This is a genomic window from Kribbella catacumbae DSM 19601 (genome assembly GCF_000372465.1).
Classification (GTDB): Bacteria; Actinomycetota; Actinomycetes; order Propionibacteriales; family Kribbellaceae; genus Kribbella; species Kribbella catacumbae.
This window is the reverse complement of sequence record NZ_AQUZ01000008.1, coordinates 152,326-169,138: the sequence shown is the minus strand read 5'-3', so window position 1 is coordinate 169,138 and position 16,813 is coordinate 152,326. Positions and strand designations below refer to the sequence as shown.

The 16,813-nt window shown below is 66.0% G+C and carries 19 protein-coding genes; 10 read left to right on the top strand and 9 right to left on the bottom strand.

Annotation, left to right across the window (positions count from 1 at the left end):
- Nucleotides 1-25: 25 nt before the first annotated feature.
- The 3 genes from A3ES_RS0111485 to A3ES_RS0111475 all read left to right on the top strand — a co-directional run bounded on the left by A3ES_RS0111485 (nucleotide 26) and on the right by A3ES_RS0111475 (nucleotide 4,168).
- The gene (locus tag A3ES_RS0111485) at nucleotides 26-2,227 is read left to right on the top strand and encodes an MMPL family transporter (RefSeq protein ID WP_020386955.1); all 2,202 of its coding nucleotides are present in this window, start codon (nucleotides 26-28) and stop codon (nucleotides 2,225-2,227) included.
- 69 nt (nucleotides 2,228-2,296) lie between these two features.
- Nucleotides 2,297-2,719 (top strand): aspartate 1-decarboxylase, encoded by a 423-nt coding sequence (gene panD / locus A3ES_RS0111480; protein WP_040454514.1) that lies wholly within the window; start codon nucleotides 2,297-2,299, stop codon nucleotides 2,717-2,719.
- 18 nt (nucleotides 2,720-2,737) lie between these two features.
- Nucleotides 2,738-4,168 carry an aminopeptidase P family protein gene (locus tag A3ES_RS0111475; protein ID WP_020386953.1) on the top strand — a complete coding sequence of 477 codons (1,431 nt, stop codon included), beginning with the start codon at nucleotides 2,738-2,740 and terminating at the stop codon, nucleotides 4,166-4,168.
- 435 nt (nucleotides 4,169-4,603) lie between these two features.
- Here the strand turns inward: A3ES_RS0111475 and A3ES_RS53950 are convergent, their stop codons facing one another.
- Nucleotides 4,604-5,299 (bottom strand): hypothetical protein, encoded by a 696-nt coding sequence (locus tag A3ES_RS53950; protein WP_020386952.1) that lies wholly within the window; start codon nucleotides 5,297-5,299, stop codon nucleotides 4,604-4,606.
- A gap of 157 nt (nucleotides 5,300-5,456) precedes the next feature.
- Here A3ES_RS53950 and A3ES_RS0111465 point away from each other — a divergent pair, with 157 nt between their 5' ends.
- Nucleotides 5,457-5,930, top strand: a complete 474-nt coding sequence (locus A3ES_RS0111465) for a hypothetical protein (protein ID WP_020386951.1) — start codon at nucleotides 5,457-5,459, stop codon at nucleotides 5,928-5,930.
- A 123-nt stretch (nucleotides 5,931-6,053) separates the two neighbouring features.
- On the opposite strand, the gene A3ES_RS0111460 is transcribed toward A3ES_RS0111465, so the two are convergent.
- The 6 genes from A3ES_RS0111460 to A3ES_RS0111435 all read right to left on the bottom strand — a co-directional run bounded on the left by A3ES_RS0111460 (nucleotide 6,054) and on the right by A3ES_RS0111435 (nucleotide 10,570).
- Nucleotides 6,054-6,602 (bottom strand): ankyrin repeat domain-containing protein, encoded by a 549-nt coding sequence (locus tag A3ES_RS0111460; RefSeq protein WP_157630459.1) that lies wholly within the window; start codon nucleotides 6,600-6,602, stop codon nucleotides 6,054-6,056.
- A 171-nt stretch (nucleotides 6,603-6,773) separates the two neighbouring features.
- Nucleotides 6,774-7,370 (bottom strand): VOC family protein, encoded by a 597-nt coding sequence (locus A3ES_RS0111455; RefSeq protein WP_020386949.1) that lies wholly within the window; start codon nucleotides 7,368-7,370, stop codon nucleotides 6,774-6,776.
- Between the two features lie 137 nt (nucleotides 7,371-7,507).
- Complete coding sequence (locus tag A3ES_RS46955) at nucleotides 7,508-7,846, bottom strand: hypothetical protein (protein WP_157630458.1); 339 nt, start codon at nucleotides 7,844-7,846, stop codon at nucleotides 7,508-7,510.
- Nucleotides 7,847-7,968: 122 nt separating this feature from the next.
- The gene (locus tag A3ES_RS0111445; RefSeq protein WP_020386947.1) at nucleotides 7,969-8,397 is read right to left on the bottom strand and encodes a hypothetical protein; all 429 of its coding nucleotides are present in this window, start codon (nucleotides 8,395-8,397) and stop codon (nucleotides 7,969-7,971) included.
- A 76-nt stretch (nucleotides 8,398-8,473) separates the two neighbouring features.
- Complete coding sequence (locus A3ES_RS0111440; protein WP_020386946.1) at nucleotides 8,474-8,866, bottom strand: cupin domain-containing protein; 393 nt, start codon at nucleotides 8,864-8,866, stop codon at nucleotides 8,474-8,476.
- 384 nt (nucleotides 8,867-9,250) lie between these two features.
- Nucleotides 9,251-10,570, bottom strand: coding sequence for an ISL3 family transposase (locus A3ES_RS0111435; RefSeq protein ID WP_020386945.1), 1,320 nt, complete (start codon nucleotides 10,568-10,570; stop codon nucleotides 9,251-9,253).
- A gap of 324 nt (nucleotides 10,571-10,894) precedes the next feature.
- Between A3ES_RS0111435 and A3ES_RS51200 the strand changes: the two genes are divergently transcribed.
- Nucleotides 10,895-11,614: a hypothetical protein gene (locus tag A3ES_RS51200; RefSeq protein ID WP_157630457.1), complete on the top strand. Its 720-nt coding sequence runs from the start codon at nucleotides 10,895-10,897 to the stop codon at nucleotides 11,612-11,614.
- Nucleotides 11,615-12,253: 639 nt separating this feature from the next.
- On the opposite strand, the gene A3ES_RS0111420 is transcribed toward A3ES_RS51200, so the two are convergent.
- Nucleotides 12,254-12,472, bottom strand: coding sequence for a hypothetical protein (locus A3ES_RS0111420; RefSeq protein WP_020386942.1), 219 nt, complete (start codon nucleotides 12,470-12,472; stop codon nucleotides 12,254-12,256).
- Nucleotides 12,473-12,624: 152 nt separating this feature from the next.
- Between A3ES_RS0111420 and A3ES_RS0111415 the strand changes: the two genes are divergently transcribed.
- Together A3ES_RS0111415 and A3ES_RS46945 are read left to right on the top strand one after the other, a co-directional pair.
- Nucleotides 12,625-13,527 carry a phosphotransferase family protein gene (locus A3ES_RS0111415; protein ID WP_157630456.1) on the top strand — a complete coding sequence of 301 codons (903 nt, stop codon included), beginning with the start codon at nucleotides 12,625-12,627 and terminating at the stop codon, nucleotides 13,525-13,527.
- A 174-nt stretch (nucleotides 13,528-13,701) separates the two neighbouring features.
- On the top strand, nucleotides 13,702-14,424 hold the full coding sequence (locus A3ES_RS46945; RefSeq protein WP_020386940.1) for a helix-turn-helix domain-containing protein: 723 nt from the start codon (nucleotides 13,702-13,704) through the stop codon (nucleotides 14,422-14,424).
- A 138-nt stretch (nucleotides 14,425-14,562) separates the two neighbouring features.
- Here A3ES_RS46945 and A3ES_RS0111405 read toward each other — a convergent pair whose 3' ends face one another.
- The gene (locus tag A3ES_RS0111405) at nucleotides 14,563-15,009 is read right to left on the bottom strand and encodes a hypothetical protein (RefSeq protein ID WP_020386939.1); all 447 of its coding nucleotides are present in this window, start codon (nucleotides 15,007-15,009) and stop codon (nucleotides 14,563-14,565) included.
- Between the two features lie 337 nt (nucleotides 15,010-15,346).
- Here A3ES_RS0111405 and A3ES_RS0111400 point away from each other — a divergent pair, with 337 nt between their 5' ends.
- The 3 genes from A3ES_RS0111400 to A3ES_RS0111390 all read left to right on the top strand — a co-directional run bounded on the left by A3ES_RS0111400 (nucleotide 15,347) and on the right by A3ES_RS0111390 (nucleotide 16,809).
- Nucleotides 15,347-15,610 carry a hypothetical protein gene (locus tag A3ES_RS0111400; RefSeq protein WP_020386938.1) on the top strand — a complete coding sequence of 88 codons (264 nt, stop codon included), beginning with the start codon at nucleotides 15,347-15,349 and terminating at the stop codon, nucleotides 15,608-15,610.
- A 119-nt stretch (nucleotides 15,611-15,729) separates the two neighbouring features.
- Nucleotides 15,730-16,239, top strand: coding sequence for a putative immunity protein (locus A3ES_RS0111395; protein ID WP_020386937.1), 510 nt, complete (start codon nucleotides 15,730-15,732; stop codon nucleotides 16,237-16,239).
- A 45-nt stretch (nucleotides 16,240-16,284) separates the two neighbouring features.
- On the top strand, nucleotides 16,285-16,809 hold the full coding sequence (locus tag A3ES_RS0111390) for a pyridoxamine 5'-phosphate oxidase family protein (RefSeq protein WP_020386936.1): 525 nt from the start codon (nucleotides 16,285-16,287) through the stop codon (nucleotides 16,807-16,809).
- Nucleotides 16,810-16,813 lie beyond the last annotated feature (4 nt).

The following is a 16,813-nucleotide window of genomic DNA, read 5'->3' as shown; positions in this document are numbered from 1 at the left end:
GGGTGCCGAAGGAACGATCGTCGGCATGGCTACCTATCTCTACCGGCTCGGCCGGTTCGCGTTCCGCCGACGCAAGCTCGTGGTGTTCGTCTGGCTGGGACTGCTCGCCGCGGGCATCGCGGGCGCCGCCACGTTGTCCGGGCCGACCGCCACGGGCTTCTCCATTCCCGGTACCGAATCGCAGCGAGCCGTGGACCTGCTCGACGAGCGGTTCCCGCAGGCCGGCGCGGATGCCGCCACGGCCCGGATCGTCTTCGAGGCTCCACCAGGACAACGGCTCACCGATCCGGCCAACACCGCCACGGTGACGAACACGCTGGCTCAGCTGACCAATGCTCCTCAGGTCGCGCGAGTCGTGGATCCCTTTACTGCCAAGGCGATCTCACCCGACGGGCGCGTCGGCTACGCGCAGATCTCCTACCAAGTCCCGGCACAGGACGTGACGCCGGAGGCCCAGGAGGCGGTCGCTGCCGCGGTCGAGCCCGCTCGTGCGAGCGGCTTGACGGTCGAGTACGGCGGGGACGCGATGCAGATCCAGGACGAGCAGAGCCTGACCGAGGTGATCGGCGTCGGCGTCGCCGCGGTGGTTCTGCTGATCACCTTCGGTTCGCTGATCGCGGCCGGTCTGCCGTTGCTCTCGGCACTCATCGGGATCGGCATCGGCGCGTCCCTGATCACGGCGGCGACGGGGTTCATCGACATCGGCGAGGGCACGACGATTCTGGCCTTCATGATCGGCCTGGCGGTGTCGATCGACTATGCGCTGTTCATCATGTCCCGCTACCGGCACGAGCTGAGCAACGGGCTGGAGCCGGAGGAAGCCGTCGGACGGGCGGTCGGGACGGCCGGCTCCGCGGTGGTGTTCGCCGGGCTGACCGTGGTGATCGCGCTGGCCGGTCTGTTCGTCGTCGGCATCCCCTTCCTGACGGAAATGGGTCTCGGAGCCGCGTTCACCGTCGCTATAGCCGTTGCCATTGCTCTTACTCTGTTGCCGGCCCTGCTGGGCATGGCCGGGCGTCGCGTGCTCGGTGGCCGCATCCCCGGTCTGCGGGGCGGAGACCCTGAGGCTGCGGACAAGCCGACCATGGGCCGCCGGTGGGCGGGCTTCGTCACCAAGCGACCGATCGCCGTTCTGCTGGTGACCGTCATCGGACTGGGCACGCTGGCCATTCCTGCCCTCGACCTGAAGCTCGGACTGCCGGACGACAGTTCCGCGGCAGTGGACTCCACGCAGCGCAGGGCGTACGAGATGTTGTCCGAGGGATTCGGCCCCGGCTTCAACGGACCGCTGATGCTGGTCGTCGACGCCGCCGGATCAGCTGACCCCAAGGCCGCCGCAGCCAGTACTGCGAACGCAGTACGCGGGCTGACGGATGTGGCCGTCGTGACCCCGCCGACCTTCAACCCAGCTGGGGACACCGCATTGATGACGGTGATCCCGTCGAGTGGCCCGAGTACGGCCGAGACCAAGGAACTCGTCGAGGCGATCAGGGCTGCACCCGAGGCGGCCGGGGCCGAGGTCTCGGTGACCGGAGCGACCGCGTTCAACATCGACATCTCCGCGAAGCTCGGCGACGCGCTGCTCCCGTATCTCTCGTTGATCATCGGCCTGGCCTTCATCCTGCTGATGATCGTGTTCCGCTCGATCCTCGTGCCCCTGAAGGCCACGCTCGGCTTCCTGCTGACGGTGGCCGCCACGTTCGGTGCGGTGGTCGCGGTGTTCCAGTGGGGCTGGCTGGCCGGATTGTTCGGCATCGAGGGGCAGACCGGGCCGATCATCAGCATGCTGCCGGTGTTCCTGGTCGGCATCGTGTTCGGGCTGGCGATGGACTACCAGGTCTTCCTGGTCACCCGGATGCGCGAGGAGCACGTGCACGGCTCCCCACCGGGTGCCGCCGTCGTGGACGGCTTCTCGCACGGCTCCCGAGTGGTGACGGCCGCAGCGGTGATCATGATCGCGGTCTTCTCCGGCTTCATCATGTCCAGCGAGATCCTGGTCCGCGAGATCGGGTTCGGCCTCGCCTTCGCGATCCTGATCGACGCCTTCGTGGTCCGGATGACGATCGTGCCCGCCGTGATGGCGCTGCTCGGCCGCTCGGCCTGGTGGCTGCCGCGCTGGCTGGACCGGCTGCTGCCGAACGTCGACATCGAGGGCGAGAAGCTGCGCCGGCAGTTCGAGCCCGTCGTCCCGGAACCGTCACCGGAGCCGGAACTGAGCTACCACTGAGGATGATCGGCGCCTGAAGGGTGACGGTGGCCACTGACAGTGATCGAGGTGGCCTGGATGATGGGCGCCATGCTGCGCTCGATGATGAAGTCCAAGGTCCACCGGGCCACCGTCACCCAGGCCGACCTCGACTACGTCGGGTCCTGCACGCTGGACGCGACGCTGATGGAGGCGGCCAACCTGCTGCCCGGCGAACAGGTCGACATCGTCGACATCACCAACGGCAACCGGCTGACGACGTATCTGATCGAAGGCCCGCGCGACACCGGCATCGTCGGCATCAACGGCGCCGCGGCACACCTGATCCATCCCGGTGACCTGGTCATCCTCATCTCGTACGGACTGTTCGACACCGCGGAGGCGAAGACCTTCGAGCCGAGCGTAGTCTTCGTGGACGGGCACAATGCGATCACCCGCATCGGCTCGGACCCCGCCGAGGTGCTGCCGGACAGCGGCACGCTCCGCGGCGACCAACTGCACACCGCGCGCTGAGATGAGGATGGCTCGACGATGAGCGACACGGACAAGGCCCCCAAGACCGCGACCCACGACAGCCCGTCGGGCGAGAAGCTGCGCGAGTTCATGAACTCCGGCTGGGGCTCGATCGAACGCGACGACCTCACGCTCAGTGACGTCGGCACGTGGGCAGCGAAGCGGCGCGACGCCCTGTCGCAGGCGTTCCCGGGTGAGCGGCTGGTGATCCCAGCCGGCACCTACAAGGTCCGCTCGAACGACACCGACTACACGTTCCGCCCGCACACCGACTACGTCTGGCTGGTCGGCGACCAGACCTCCGACGCCGTCCTGGTGCTGGAGCCGAACGGGACCAGCGGCCACGACTCGGTGCTCTACTTCCGGCCCCGCGCGGACCGCAGCCAGGGCGAGGAGTTCTGGCGCGACCGGATGTACGGCGAGCTGTGGGCCGGCCGGCGCCCGTCGCTGACCGAGACCGCCAAGGAGTTCGGGATCGAGACCCGGCACGTCGACGCACTCGCCGACGTACTGAAGAGCGACGTACCGACCCGGGTCCGCCGCGGCGAGGAGAGCTCGATCGCCTCACTGCTGAGCGGCGCGAAGATCGACGAGGACCGCGACGGCGAGCTCGCCTTCGTACTGTCCGAGCTGCGGCTGGTCAAGGACGCGTTCGAGATCGAGCAGTTGCGCGAGGCGTGCGCGATCACCCACCGCGGCTTCTCCGACGTACTGTCCGACATGGACAAGGTCCGCCAGTACGGCGAACGCTGGATCGAGGGCACCTTCTGGCGCCGTGCCCGGGCCGAAGGCAACGACGTCGGCTACACGTCGATCGCCGCCGCCGGACCGCACGCGACCACGCTGCACTGGATCGAGAACGACGGCCCGGTGAACGACGGCACCCTGATGCTGCTCGACATGGGCGTGGAGAACCGCAACCTGTACACCGCGGACATCACCCGCACACTGCCGGTGAACGGCGAGTTCACCCCCCGCCAGCGCGAGCTGTACCAACTGGTGCTCGACGCCCAGAACGCCGGCATCGCGGCACTGAAGCCCGGCGTACCGTTCCGGTCCGGGCACAACGCGGCGATGGATGTCATCGTCCGCGGCCTGGAAGCCATGGAGCTGCTTCCGGTCACCGCCGACGAGGCATTGGACCCGAACAGCGGCATCTACCAGCGCTACACCCTGCACGGCGTCAGCCACATGCTCGGCATCGACGTCCACGACTGCGCAGCAGCCCGCAACGAGAAGTACAACAAAGGCAACGTCGAAGCCGGCTACGTCCTCACCGTCGAGCCCGGCCTGTACTTCCAGGCCGAGGACCTGACCGTCCCCGAGGACCTGCGCGGCATCGGCATCCGCATCGAAGACGACATCCTGATCACCGCGGACGGCAACGAAAACCTCTCAGAAGCCATGCCCCGAGAAATAGAAGCCGTCCAGAACTGGATGGCCAGCTAAAAGCCCCGCGCCTCCTCCGTCGGCACTCCTGCCCACCCACCCCAGGCCACCGCTCCTATGTCGCGGCTCAGGAACAACGTGGTGGGCAGGAGCCGATCCACATGCGTGGCAGGAAAGGCATCCACCTCGCGCCTCCTCCGTCGGCACTCCTGCCCACCGACCCACGTCGCCGCTCCTGCGTCGCGGCTAAACAACGTGATGCGCGGGGCCGACCACCCGGCGTCCGCGACGACATCCGCATAGTTGCTCAGGCCAACTGAACATCAGCGGCAACCAGGCCTACGCCCTCGTGCACAGCGGCGCTCTACCCGCCGTCAAGGTCGGCGGCCGCGGGCAATGGCGGTCGAGCGGATCCAGCTGGAGAAGTACATCAACGGCTACCCCGCCGAGACAGCCCAGTTCGTGGCAGTCACGGCAGCAGAGCCACCGGCACAATCAGCGGGGGTCTGGGCGGCTGGCAGCTTCCGCTGGTGTCGACGTCAGTACAACAGAGTCGTCTCCGATCTTGGTGAGCATCCGGTGCACCTTCTCGTGTGCGAGCGCCATCCTCACGAGAGCCCAGATTTTCCAACCGGGTGGTACTTCGAGGGCTGTAGTGATCGGGATCCCCAGATCAGCGATCTGCGTCGCCTTTCGGTGCCGTGGCCGCATCGAGAGCATGATGCCGTGGACGGTGGTGACGTAGGCGATCAAGGTCTCGCGGAACTGACCTGGGTAGGCCTGGGCGAAGCGAGCGACGTCGTCCATCAGCGCGCGGGATTGGCTCTGCAGCACTTCGTACTGCCGGTCGCGCTCGGCGTTCCATACCCGTTGTAGGTCAGTCCGGGCGGTGGCGGGCAGATCCTCCCCGTACATCTTCGCCGCCAGCGTCAGCTTGGTGATCACCGTCAGGAGCTCCTGGCGTGCCCTGAGGATGCCGAAGTACCGCTCCTTGCGCGCTTCCATCCGTGGCTTCACGAGGTACTCGATCGCCAGCGTGACGAAGACAGCCGTAGCGCCAGCGGTGACTACGGTGTCCCAGTTGATCGTCGGCATCTCGCTCCGAGCCTCGGTATATGGATCGCTCGCGCCGTGGATCCCAGGCTCGTAGCTGCGCCAGGCGGTGTAGCTGACCTTGCTGTCGAAGGTCAAGGCGTCTGACGAACGCTAGTGCTGAGTGCGCGCTCGAACGGGTGAAGTGGCAGGTTATCGGCTCTAGGTAAGCGATCTGAGCATGGCGCCCGCTCCGTCCTTGTACTGGGGAAACGATCGCGCCCCGATGAGCGATACACCGGGCGTGGAGGGACCGATGGACGACGCCGATGCCGAGATGGGGGCGTTGGGCTGCTGGTACAAATGCGCGACGATGCCGTCGGAAGGAGCGTGTATGGAAGTCGAGTGGACAGTTGCAAGTCCCGGTCTGGCTGTCCCTTCGCCAACGCGTTCGGACGCCAAGGCATACCGCAACCAGCTAACGCAGTTGGTGGAGCAACGCTGGAGCTACTCCGAGGTCTGGGGGGTGGGGACGGTGTACCCGACCATGACGCTGTCGATCAGCGACGATCTGGCGGTAGTTCATCGGTTCGTTGACGCCGAGGCATGCTTCCTCCTGGACGGTGAGGACGTGGTTCCCGCGGACAAATCCCGTGACTTCCCGATCCAGGATGCTGTGGTGTCGTTTACCGGGGGCTTCATCTCAACATCAACTCGCGCCGCCGCCATCATCGACGCGTTCGCGCGTGGCGCCGACACGGGTGAGCTGGGTTCTTGGTCTCGCCTGTGACGGCGGACGTCCGGACATGCCGCTGATCGGTTGTCCGCAAGTCTCGCTCATGCCGAGATGAGGATGTCGAAAGCACGGCCATGCCGCGGTGGCGCGCCCAGGAAGGGACCATCTCGGCCCTAGTCAGTCGGGCAGGAACTGTCGCACTGGGTGCCCCTCGGTGAAGTCGACCAGGCGATCGCCTGTCCGGGGGTTGACCCACTCCTTATCGGCGCCCGCACGAAGGAGAAGATCAAAGATCCGGTGTAGGTCTTCACGAAGCTCGATCAGAACCGGCTCGTCCAGAACTTGCCGCGCGTCCAGAACCGCGCGCATCAAGGCCGGGTTTCCCGCGGAGTCCTTGGCATTGACGTCCGCTCCCTCTGCGATGATCCGCCCAAGTACGCCGAACGCGCTGTCGAACTGCTCAGACGTACTCATTATCTCGATGTCAGGCGGCTCGCCGGGCAGCGCCATGTTGCGCCCGAACCGCGCGCTGAAGACCGCTGCCCGGATAGCGTCATGCAGCACCGGTACATTCCAGCTGTTCACATCCGAAGAGTCGATGAAGTTGACGTCCGCACCCTTGTCCATGAGGACTCGAGCAACCTCGAAGTTGCCGGACTTGATGGCAACCTGCAGTGCCGACTGACCATCGTCCTTCTTGGGCGGAGCCTTCGCGACGGCACGCACTAGACCAGGGTCGGCATCGATCCGCGCAACGACTGCCGCCATGTCACCGGCGCGAATCTCCTTGAAGAACGCCCTCATCTTCGTGAGTGTGGCACAGCGATCCTGGGACGAAGTCGGCAAGGCCCCTCTCATGCCACAATCCGCGCTGTCATGCCGAGTTCCGGGCGTCGCTCAGCGAGGCAGAGGGTTCGGGCCGGTCGCGGTCACGAGTCGCTGGGGCACCCAGTCGTCGACGTGATGGAACCCGCCGTCGAACGGGCCAGCATCGAGCTCGACGGATGCCCTCAGTGAGAGTCGATAGAACTTCACGTGGGTGAAGTCCTCGAACAAGATGTAGACGGGGTCGGGTGTGCTGCTCGGGCCCTGGAACTGCTGTCCCGTCAGGACGGGCTTGTGGGCTCCGACGAACGCGTCGAAAGTGTCGCCGACCACGACGCCGAGGTGCTCCAACCCCATCTTGTAGACGCGCTGGTGCACGGGCGGGATGAGCTCGATGAGCGGGACGACCTTGCCGTCGAGGACTTCGAGCGGCTCGGCGGGAACGATCAAGGAGATCGGACGGCCGTTCCAGACGTTCTCGCGATTGGCGACCGCGTGGCGTTCGAGCAGGTTCCGTACATGCGCGTACTGGTCCCACTCCGGCACGCGGACGGCGAGGTGGCTGAGCGGGTACGGGCGGATGTCGATGCCCCGGGCGAGCAGGCGGTCGTTCTGCTGCGCGGCGAACGCCCGATAGTCCCCGATGATGTCGCCTACCGGATCGGCCATCGCCGCCTCCTCTCGGCCGCTAGCGTACGACGGGGTGGGCGGCGGACGCATCAGGCCGCCGCTCGCCAAACGTCCGGACATGCCGATGAGCGGATGTTCATGAGTAACGTCATCTGTCCCGTACCGGACTGACCCTGTCAGTCCAGATTGCGATAGCGCCACCAGTTGCTGTCGACAGGCGAGAACGGCTGCGGAGAAGTTGCTCGTAGGAAGCGTTCATCCAGCGCCTTCACCTGGGCCGAGATGCGCTCGGCTCGCCTGCCACCTCGGCGGATCAGTGATTCAAGCTGGTCACGTGCGTCGAGGCCCTCGGTACCGTCACATTCGGGACAGCCGGTCGCGGTTTCGTCGAAGCCGGCTTCGGCCCGCTTGACGATGTGCTGCCAACTCCGCAGCAACCATTGCGTTTGGAGGCCATAGGCGAGTCTGGCCTCGCGGGGCCGATGAGGCATCCCGCGTGAATCGTTCTTAGTCATCTGCTGCGCCGTAACGTGACGTGACCGGTGCGGTTTCGGACAGGGTACGTCGCCAGCGGACGCAGCGTCACGCGATGCACTCATTTGCCGCGATCAGCGCGCCGTTATGCCTGCGCGGCGCCTCAATCCTCGTCAGCGACCCAGTAGACGCCGGACCCTGCTTCACCCATGACCGCGATCCCAGCGTCGAACGTGAACTCGGTCGCAGGCGCCCAGGAGAATGGAAACACATCCGGCATGTCTGCGCTGTTGGTTGCGAACCGTGAGTTGAACTTGCCGAATGCGCGAAGGAACTCGCCAGCGAGCCACTCCGCCCGGTGCTCAGTCATCACTTCGCGCTTGTACGCGAGGTCCTTGTGAAGGATCGCAGCGAGGAACTGCCGGGCCCGGTCAGCGTCGACCTCAACCCATGCTCGGCCGAGCGGCTCCAAGCCCGCGATCCGAGCGATGTCGTCAAAATCCTCAGCCTCATGGGGTTGCAGGAGCGTCAGCCAGACCTGGATGGCCGGGCGCTCACGCATCATCCGAACAACCTCGGGTGCCAGATCCATGGCCTCGATTCTTCCAGCCCCAACGCTCTCATCTGCCGCGATCCGCGCGGTTATGCCGAGTTGAGGGCGGCGCCGGTCAACCTTCGGGAGCAGTCGGTTTCCACGGTCCCTCGATGACCGTCGCTTCCTGGTCGCCGGGCCAGGGAGGCATGGTGATGCAGAGGAACTGGAGCGGGTCGACGCCGGTGCAGCGATACTGGAATGCCGTCCCAACGGGAATGTCGATGGAAATGCCTCTCCCCAGAACGGTCGTCTCTTCACGAGTGCCGTCTCGTCGCCACATCTGCCCCTCGCCCGCGAGGACATGCCAGAACTCGCTCACGGTGGCGTGGACGGTCGCCCGATTCACCTGACCTGGCGGGACGGTGGAGTGGATCATGCCGCCGGTCTCGCCTTCGATCAGGTAGCGGATCTCGGCCCCGGCAGGCGAGCGGCCATCCGGGGTGGAGGGGAACGAGCGGGTCTGCATGGAGAACCTCCGTGTGCTTCCCAGCATTATCTCGCCGGCGGACGCCTCGGTAGTTCTCGGTCTTCGAGTTCCGGGTGTCTCCCGTGCAGGAACGTACCGAACTCTGGTCCGTCGCCCACCCGTACTCGGGAGCGCGCCGAACCGAACTGCTTGGGTACGTCGGTATACGAATGTCAGCCCTGTCGTGCCCGAATCGGTCGTGCCGAGCGCGAAGACTCAATCTGATGGCCGCGCCGCCGTGAGCATCGCCTCCAATTCACTATCGCGACGCCGCTGTGCTTCCACCGTTCAGACGTGCAGGTCCACAACAAGCGGTGACTCCCAGACGATGGGATCGTTCTCCACCTCGCATGAACGCGCCTCATGAAGGGCTTTGCTGGCTCTTCACAATCGAGGGTGTAGTTGCGGCCTGAAGCCACCGGTCTCCAGCAGGGATCTGGCGATGTAGTTGGTGAGGTTGCGGAACCCGAGAGCTGAGCCGCGGAGGTGTTCGAGTCGTCCGTTGATGGCCTCGGTCGGGCCGTTGCTGGTGCCGGGCCGGTCGAAGTAGGCCAGGACGTCGGCGGCGCGCTTCTTCAACGTCCGGCCGAGCGTGATGACCTCGCTCAGCACGCTGGGGACGCCCCGGCTGGTCGACTCGATCAGCTTGGTCATCAGCTCATGGCCCTTCCTGCGGTCCGGCTCGCGGTAGGCGGCGATCATCCGCTGGTAGATCCCCCAGGTGGCCTCGACCTCGACGTGTGCATCGTCGGCGAACAGCTCGTGCAGGCGGTCCTTCTGCTTGTCGGTGAGCAGGTCGGCGCCGGTGTGCAGCGTCCGGCGAGCCGAGTACAGCGGATCGCCCTTGCGGCCGCGGTGGCCGTGGATGGCCTGCTGGACGCGGCGCCGGCACTCGTCGAGGGCGTCGCCGGCCAGGCGCGCGACGTGGAACGGATCCATGACGGCTACCGCGTCGGGCAGTTCCTCGGCAGTTGCGGTCTTGAACCCGGTGAAGCCGTCCATGGCGACGACCTCGGTCCCGTCGCGCCAGGACTCCTCCCGTTCGGCCAGCCACTGCTTGAAGGCTTGCTTGGAGCGGCCCTCGACCATGTCCAGCAGCCTGGCTGGGCCGGTGCCGTCGCGGATGGGCGTCAGGTCGATGATCACGGTGACGTACTTGTCGCCGCGTCGGGTGTGGCGCCACACGTGCTCGTCCACCCCGATCGCCTTGACGCCGTCGAACCTCCCAGGATCATCGATCAGCACACGCTTGCCTTCGGCCAGGACCGCGTCGTTGGCGGTGTTCCACGCGACCCCGAGGCCCTCGGCGACGCGGGCAACGGTCAGGTGCTGGCACACAATGCCTTCCAGCGCCCACCGCAGCCCGCGGCGGGACAGCTTCGCCCGAGGCTCGGCAGCCAGGCTGGTGTCTTGGCGCCACACATGCCCGCAGCCGGTGCAGCGGTAGCGGCGCACGACTACCTCCAGCATCGTTGGGCGCCAGCCCAGCGGCTCGTGCGCAAGCCGCCGAACCACGGTGTCACGCGCGGCTCCCTCGCATCCGCAGCGGCGGCACCACCGGTCGGGTTCGACGACCCGGCACGCCAGCACCGCACGATCCGGCTCGAGCCGCTGACCTACGACTTCGAGGCCGAGCTCATCGATCCGGCAGAACACGGTGAGGTCAGGGCAGGCGAAGCCCTCATCCGGGGTAGCGTCAGGCACGTCGAGGTCTTCCAGATGGGCAGTGTGAGAACTTCCATCCTCGGGAGACCTCGACCTCTACCCGGACGCCGACGCGCCGAGCACGCGCCGAGAACAGGTCACACGCCCGCTACACCCTCAACTGTGAAGAGCCGCTTTGCTGAGCGCTCGAAGGTGAGCATCATCGAGCGCCGTGAGGTCGAGCATTCTCAAGATGCTACTTGTGGTCAGCTCGATGTCGGATCAAATTCCGACCGCTCATGCCGCGAGTGTGAAACGCGGTCATGCCGGATTAGGGACGCATCTTCGCCGGTCCGGTGTCGGGCAAGGCGAGTTGCTGTCAGGATGATCCGCGTGACGAAATGGCGGTCGCTTCAAGATGCCTACGGTACGGCTGGGCCCGTCGAAGCGCTCCTTGAGCGTGGCGACACGGAAGATCGCGCCGTCTGGGACGAACTATGGTCGCGGCTTTGTCACCAAGGCACGGTCTACAGCGCCAGCTACTCCGCGCTACCCCGGCTGGCAGAGTTAGCGGCACGCCAGGATCGGTCTGGCTTCGTCGAGCCCCTATTTCTGGCGGCGCGCATCATGGCATCAACGGACGGCCCAGAGGCGCCAGCGGCCGTTCGGGCCAAGTATGCCGAGACGATCCGGGCGCTGCATGAAGTGGCTGAGGGACTAGTGCCGTTTGCGACCGACGACACCGACTTCATATATCGAGCGCAGGCCGTCTTGGCGACCGCAAGCGATTCGGTGTGGGCGACGCGTCTGGAAGCCCTCGCGAATCAGGAGCTGGAATTCGCGTGCCCCGGCTGCGACGAACAACTCGTCATGGGCCTCGAAACCTCGCCAGCGCTCGTCAAACAGTTTGACGACGCTTCCGTGGGAGTGACGACGGTTGCGCCGTCTGCCCCAGGCCAGCTCACGGGTAGCGAGGCACGTGCCTACGAACTGACAACCACTTACCGGCGAGCGCAGGTTGCTAAGCAGCTTCTGGACCTTTTCGGGATCTTCGAGTGCCCGGCTTGCCACTTCACAGGACGTACGTCGACGGCGTTCAGCTGACGGCCCCGAGCAGTCCGCCTAATACGCACGGAGATGCGACGATCGTTCTCCGCCTCGCCGGCAAACCCTCCTCCTCGCGACTTCGTCCGCCGAACAACGGGTGTTCCAGCCAGGACTCACCTGAACTGCGGAGACGGCGACAAGTTCGGTAAAGGCCCCACCGGAAGCTACGCAACTGTCGGACCGGCTCCTCGTCCTCGGGCGCGTCCCGGTGTGTGCGGGCGATGAAACCGGCGGCTGCTTGGTCGGAGGCGTTGAAGTCCGGGCCCCGCAGCTCATCGGCGTTCTTCTCGTCGACCCAGGAACTGTTCCAAAAGGTTCGCCCGGCTGGCTGTCGATGCATAGCGACCACACATGCGATCCAGGCTGCCGCGAACAGCCGACAATCCAGCGGATGACGGTGCTGACGTAGCGGGATGGACCAAGCTGCGTGCGCACCCAGCCTGGTCAACTTGTTCGGCCCGTCAGCGGCCGTCGTTACCGATCCTCCGATCCCATTCGCGGACTCTCACCTCTTTGCGATCAAGGAGTGAAGGCCTCCAGCCGTGGCGAGGCCGGCAAGGCATCCGGCGGCCAAGCCGCTCACCACTGCGGCCACGATCGTTGTCAGGAGACTCGATGGCTCGCTGGAGGGAGCGCCTAGGATCTGACCCGCAACTGCCAAGCCAGTGGAGATCGCGGCAGCGAGGCCCGCGACCCTTCGGCCACCGCGGGCATCGGGTGTTCGAACCGGGCCGTGCGTTCCCGTCGGCTGGGTGTGGGGAAATCAGGCACGTCGTGGCGGGTGACAGCGACCATCAGCTCGTACCAGTGGCCCATCGCCACGGAGTCAGCCGGATCGAGCTGCGTGATGGTCATGCCCGCATCGTCCCGACGGGCCTGACCGTTCAGCAATTGAATTACTCAAGTGGAGCAATAAAACGTTCGCGCGTACCGCCGTCCGATGATGAGCTGGCACGGTGACCAACCACGATGAGACGGCGGCTGTCCGACCGTTGACACTGGCTTGGGTGAGTCGGCACCTGGAGGCCGGCGAACGGATCGTCAGAACCGAGGCGCTGCACGGCGGCATCACTGCCGAAATGCGGAGACTGACCATCGGCACGCGAGACGGAGACACCCGTGACCTGGTACTGCGGACCTTCGTCGACGCGGAGCACGCCGAGGACGGGCTGACCAGGGAGGCTGGCGCCCTGACCTTGCTCGCGCAGACCTGCCTACCGGCTCCTGAGCTGGTCGCAGTTGATCCGACCGCCGTGCAGTGCGAGTATCCATCGCTCCTCATGACGCATCTGGCGGGCCGGACGGTCCTCGACGATGAGGGATTGGAGGCGCGTGTCCCGCTGCTGGCCCGTCAACTCGTGGCGATCCACGCGTTGCGACCCGCCGAGCAGCCCCGCAAGTATGTGGCGTTGACGACCGCCGACACCGTCGTGACTCCGAAGAGCGCCGACGCGGCGGTATGGGCCGCGGCGATCGACGTGATCCGCAAGCCCGCGCCGCCCTATGAAGGACGGTTCCTGCACCGGGACTTCCAGCCGGGCAACGTGCTGTTCGACGTACCGCCGCCTGCGCAGGCAGGTGCCCGGATCACCGGCGTCGTCGACTGGGCAGGAACCTCCTGGGGCCCGGCGGATCTCGATGTGGCGCACTGCTCCGTCAATCTCGCGCTGTTGCACGGCCCGGCGTGGGGCGTGCGGTTCGCCGAGGCGTATGAGGAGGCCGGTGGCGTGCTGGCCGCAACCGCGAGCGAGCGGCTCTATTGGCAGGTGCGGGACGCACTGGCGTCATCAGAAGAAGTGCAGGTGGTGTCGCAGCCATGGCGAGAAGCAGGAAGGACAGACCTCACAACGCGAGCCGTGGAGGAACGGCTGGATGCCTATGTCACCGCCCTGATTGACGCCCCGGACTAAATCTCCACGATGTGAGAGCCCGCGGGTGGGGGTCACAGTCCGGAGTGGTGTCCGGAACAGGACAACGGAACTGATCTTCCGGCGGGCGAGGGTTGACAGTCAGTGATTGACAGCCTTGGCTAGTGAAACGGCGGCCTGCTGGGGATGGGCCGACGAACCTCGGGGGAGGGCGACATGTCGAATGTCGAGGTACGGCTGCGCGCGCTGTTGTGGCGGTTGTGTGCCGTCGCGGAGGCCGGTGACGATCCAGACATCGTCCGGCTGGACGGGTTAGCCGACATCGATTCCACACGTGACCGGCTGGTCGAAACCTGTCGTACGTCATTGCGTTCGCTCCACAGTCATCTGCCGCACGGCGACCAGACTGCGTCGGCGCAGCGGACCGCGGAACTGACGACGCGGGGCATCCGGATGCAGACGGTCCGGCTGCGCGAGCGGCTGCTCGGGCCGGAGGGCGCGTCGATGCACGGATACCTGCGAGCCGTGGTCGGTCTCGGTGAGGAACTCCGGGCCGCGGAACGGCTGCCGATGACACAGATGATCCTGGCCGATCGATCGGCGGCGCTGATCCCGGTGCTCGGGGCGCCGATGACCCAGGCGGCGGTGCTGATCCAGTCCGAACAGTACGTACGGTCGCTGGAGGCAGTGTTCCAGGCGACCTGGGAGCAGTCGGAGGCCGTCGAGATCAGCGAGGCCGATCCGCTCGACCGGTTGGGCGAGCGGTCCCGGGAGGTGCTGGTACTGCTGGCCGCGGGTCTGACCGACGAGGCGATCGGGCGTGAGCTCGGCGTCACTGACCGGACCGTACGCCGGCAGGTCGCCGGCCTGTGCCGCAAACTCCGAGTCGACTGCCGCTTCCAGCTGGGCCTGGAGATAGCCCGCCGCGGCTGGCTCTGAAAGCCCTTACGTCCGAAGAACTCGAGGGACGTCATCGACGAGGGACGTCATCGACAGTTCTTCGGACGTAAGGACTACGAGGCCGGGGCCCGGCTGCTGGAAATCAGCAGCCGGGCCCCGGGTTGGTGATGGCGGTTCTCAGGCGACGCCGCGAACCCACCCGCTCCAGCCGAGCCCCTGGACGCCGACTCGCACATAGACGCGATGGCCCTCACGGATGCTGAGGTTCACGGCGTAGCAGGGCTTCTTGGCGCCGTTGCGGTCCAGCAGAGTCACGACCTTGCCCCTGTAGTACAGCTGGCCGTAGACCTTGCGGTTGTCCCCGCGGGTGTCGCAAACGGTCAGGATCTCGCCCCGAGCCGCGAACCCGGCGCAGCCCCGGGTGGTGCCTCCGTAGCGCAGGCAGGCCACCGCGTTGACTCCTCTGGCCGCCGTCGGCGCCGTCTGGACGTTGGCCGTCTCGCTAGACCGGGACCCGGTGTCCTGTGCCGGTGCCGCCGAGCCGACAGTCGGAGCCATCACACCGGCGGACGCCGCGGCGCCCAGTACGGCGATACCCCGGACCATCGAACGCTGAATCTTCATGATCTCCCCTTGATCTCTGATTTCGGTTGTTGTGCGCAGGAGCTCTCCTGCCCACTACGCAACCGGATTCAGCCCCGCCCGGCAGCCAGATGTCCGGATCCGGAAACAGCGGGGTGACGTAGAGGTTGATCTCGACGATGGTGCCGTCGCTGCCCGTTGGTTGCTGGCGGCAATCATTTGGCGAGGAGACAAGAAAGAAGTGATTGGCGCGCCGGGAAGGGTCCATCGAGCGTCCATCCACCAATTCTTCTGCGGCTGGCGGCATGATCTGGGTGTGGACAGTACGGGTGGGGCGAGCGTGTGGGGCGGTCGGTCTGGTGATGCTTTTGCTGAGCGGATGCTGGAGGTCGTGAACGACTGTGGTCGCACGGCGAACGTTGCCGTGAGTCCCGTCAGCGAGCAGGTTGCTCCGCCTGGGGCGTACTTGGTGGAGGTCTCGGTCCGCGAGGGTCCCGACCTTCTGTATGAAGTCGCAGACTGGGTGCAAGGCGCTCGGATTATGGATCCTAACGGTGAGGATCTGACCGTCGAGGAAGCACTCCAGTACCTGAGGCTGCGGATCGGAGGACTGTCCCCTTCCGAAGCCCTCAACCAGTGCTGAGTCTGCCGACACCCTCGATTGAAGGTTTTCGCTGTCAGTTGTGCGCGTAGCGGGCTGAAACATTCAACACGGGATTCAAAGTTAGGATTGGAGAGCATGGAGAGACAGGCGGAGGGCCGATGATTCTGCCCAAGATTCGCGATCCGCGGATGGTGACCATCCGGCGGGGTGGCACGTTGAGCGATGAGGATCATCGGTTGCTCGCGTTGTGGGCTGCCGAGTGTGCTGAGCATGTTCTCGGGTACTTCGAGCAGGAGCGGGCGGACGATCCGCGACCACGAGAAGCAATCGCGGCCGCCCGTGCGTGGGCGCGCGGTGACCTGCCGATGATGCAGGCACGCGCAGTCGGTGGGCACTCGATGGGCGCTGCACGGCCCCTGGTTGGTGCCGCCCGTTTCGCTGCGTACTCGGCCGGACAGGCCGCCTGCGTCGGGCACGTGGCCGAGCACGACCTCGGCGCCGCCGCCTACGCGATCAAGGCCGTACGGAGCGCGCGACCTGATGATCCCGAGGCGGGCCGAGTCGAACGGGACTGGCAGCGCACTCAGCTGCCGGAGCCCGTCCGCCTACTCGTTCTCGAAGACCAACTCCGACGCAACGACATCTGTTGGTCAACCTTCTCCGACTGAGACAGCCACCCCTGCCGCCGGCCGTGGGCAATGGGACGATCGGGCATGGCGCTGACGAATCCCTGGTTGTCCGGTCCCGCTCCTACCGAGAAGCTCGATCAGGAGCGGCTCTCCGAACGCATCCTGAACCTGCTGTCGAGCCAGAACATGTGTGTTCTCGCGACAACAGGCCCGGCTGGTCCGCTGGCCACGCCCGTGCGGTACTACCACCTTGACTTCGCCATCATCTTCACCGCATCCGGCCGATCGCCGAAGATGCGCAACCTCGCCGACGACCCGAGGATCTCGATCGGCGTGTTCGCCCCACTGGTCGGCCAGGCGAGCAGCCGTGGCGCCCAGCTCTTCGGCGATGCAGTCGTCCTGCAGCCGGGCACCGCCGACTTCGATCGCCACTGGGAGGCTTACCGGTGGCAGTCCGACCACGTTGAACGCGGCAACTCCCTCTACGACCCACCGGAGAGCCCGCTGGTCGTCGTCAACCCGCACCGCATCGTCTACACCGACCACTGGCTCCGGCGCGAAGGCTACGCACCCCGCCAGTTCTGGAAACCGGAAGAACCGGTCAGCTGAGTAC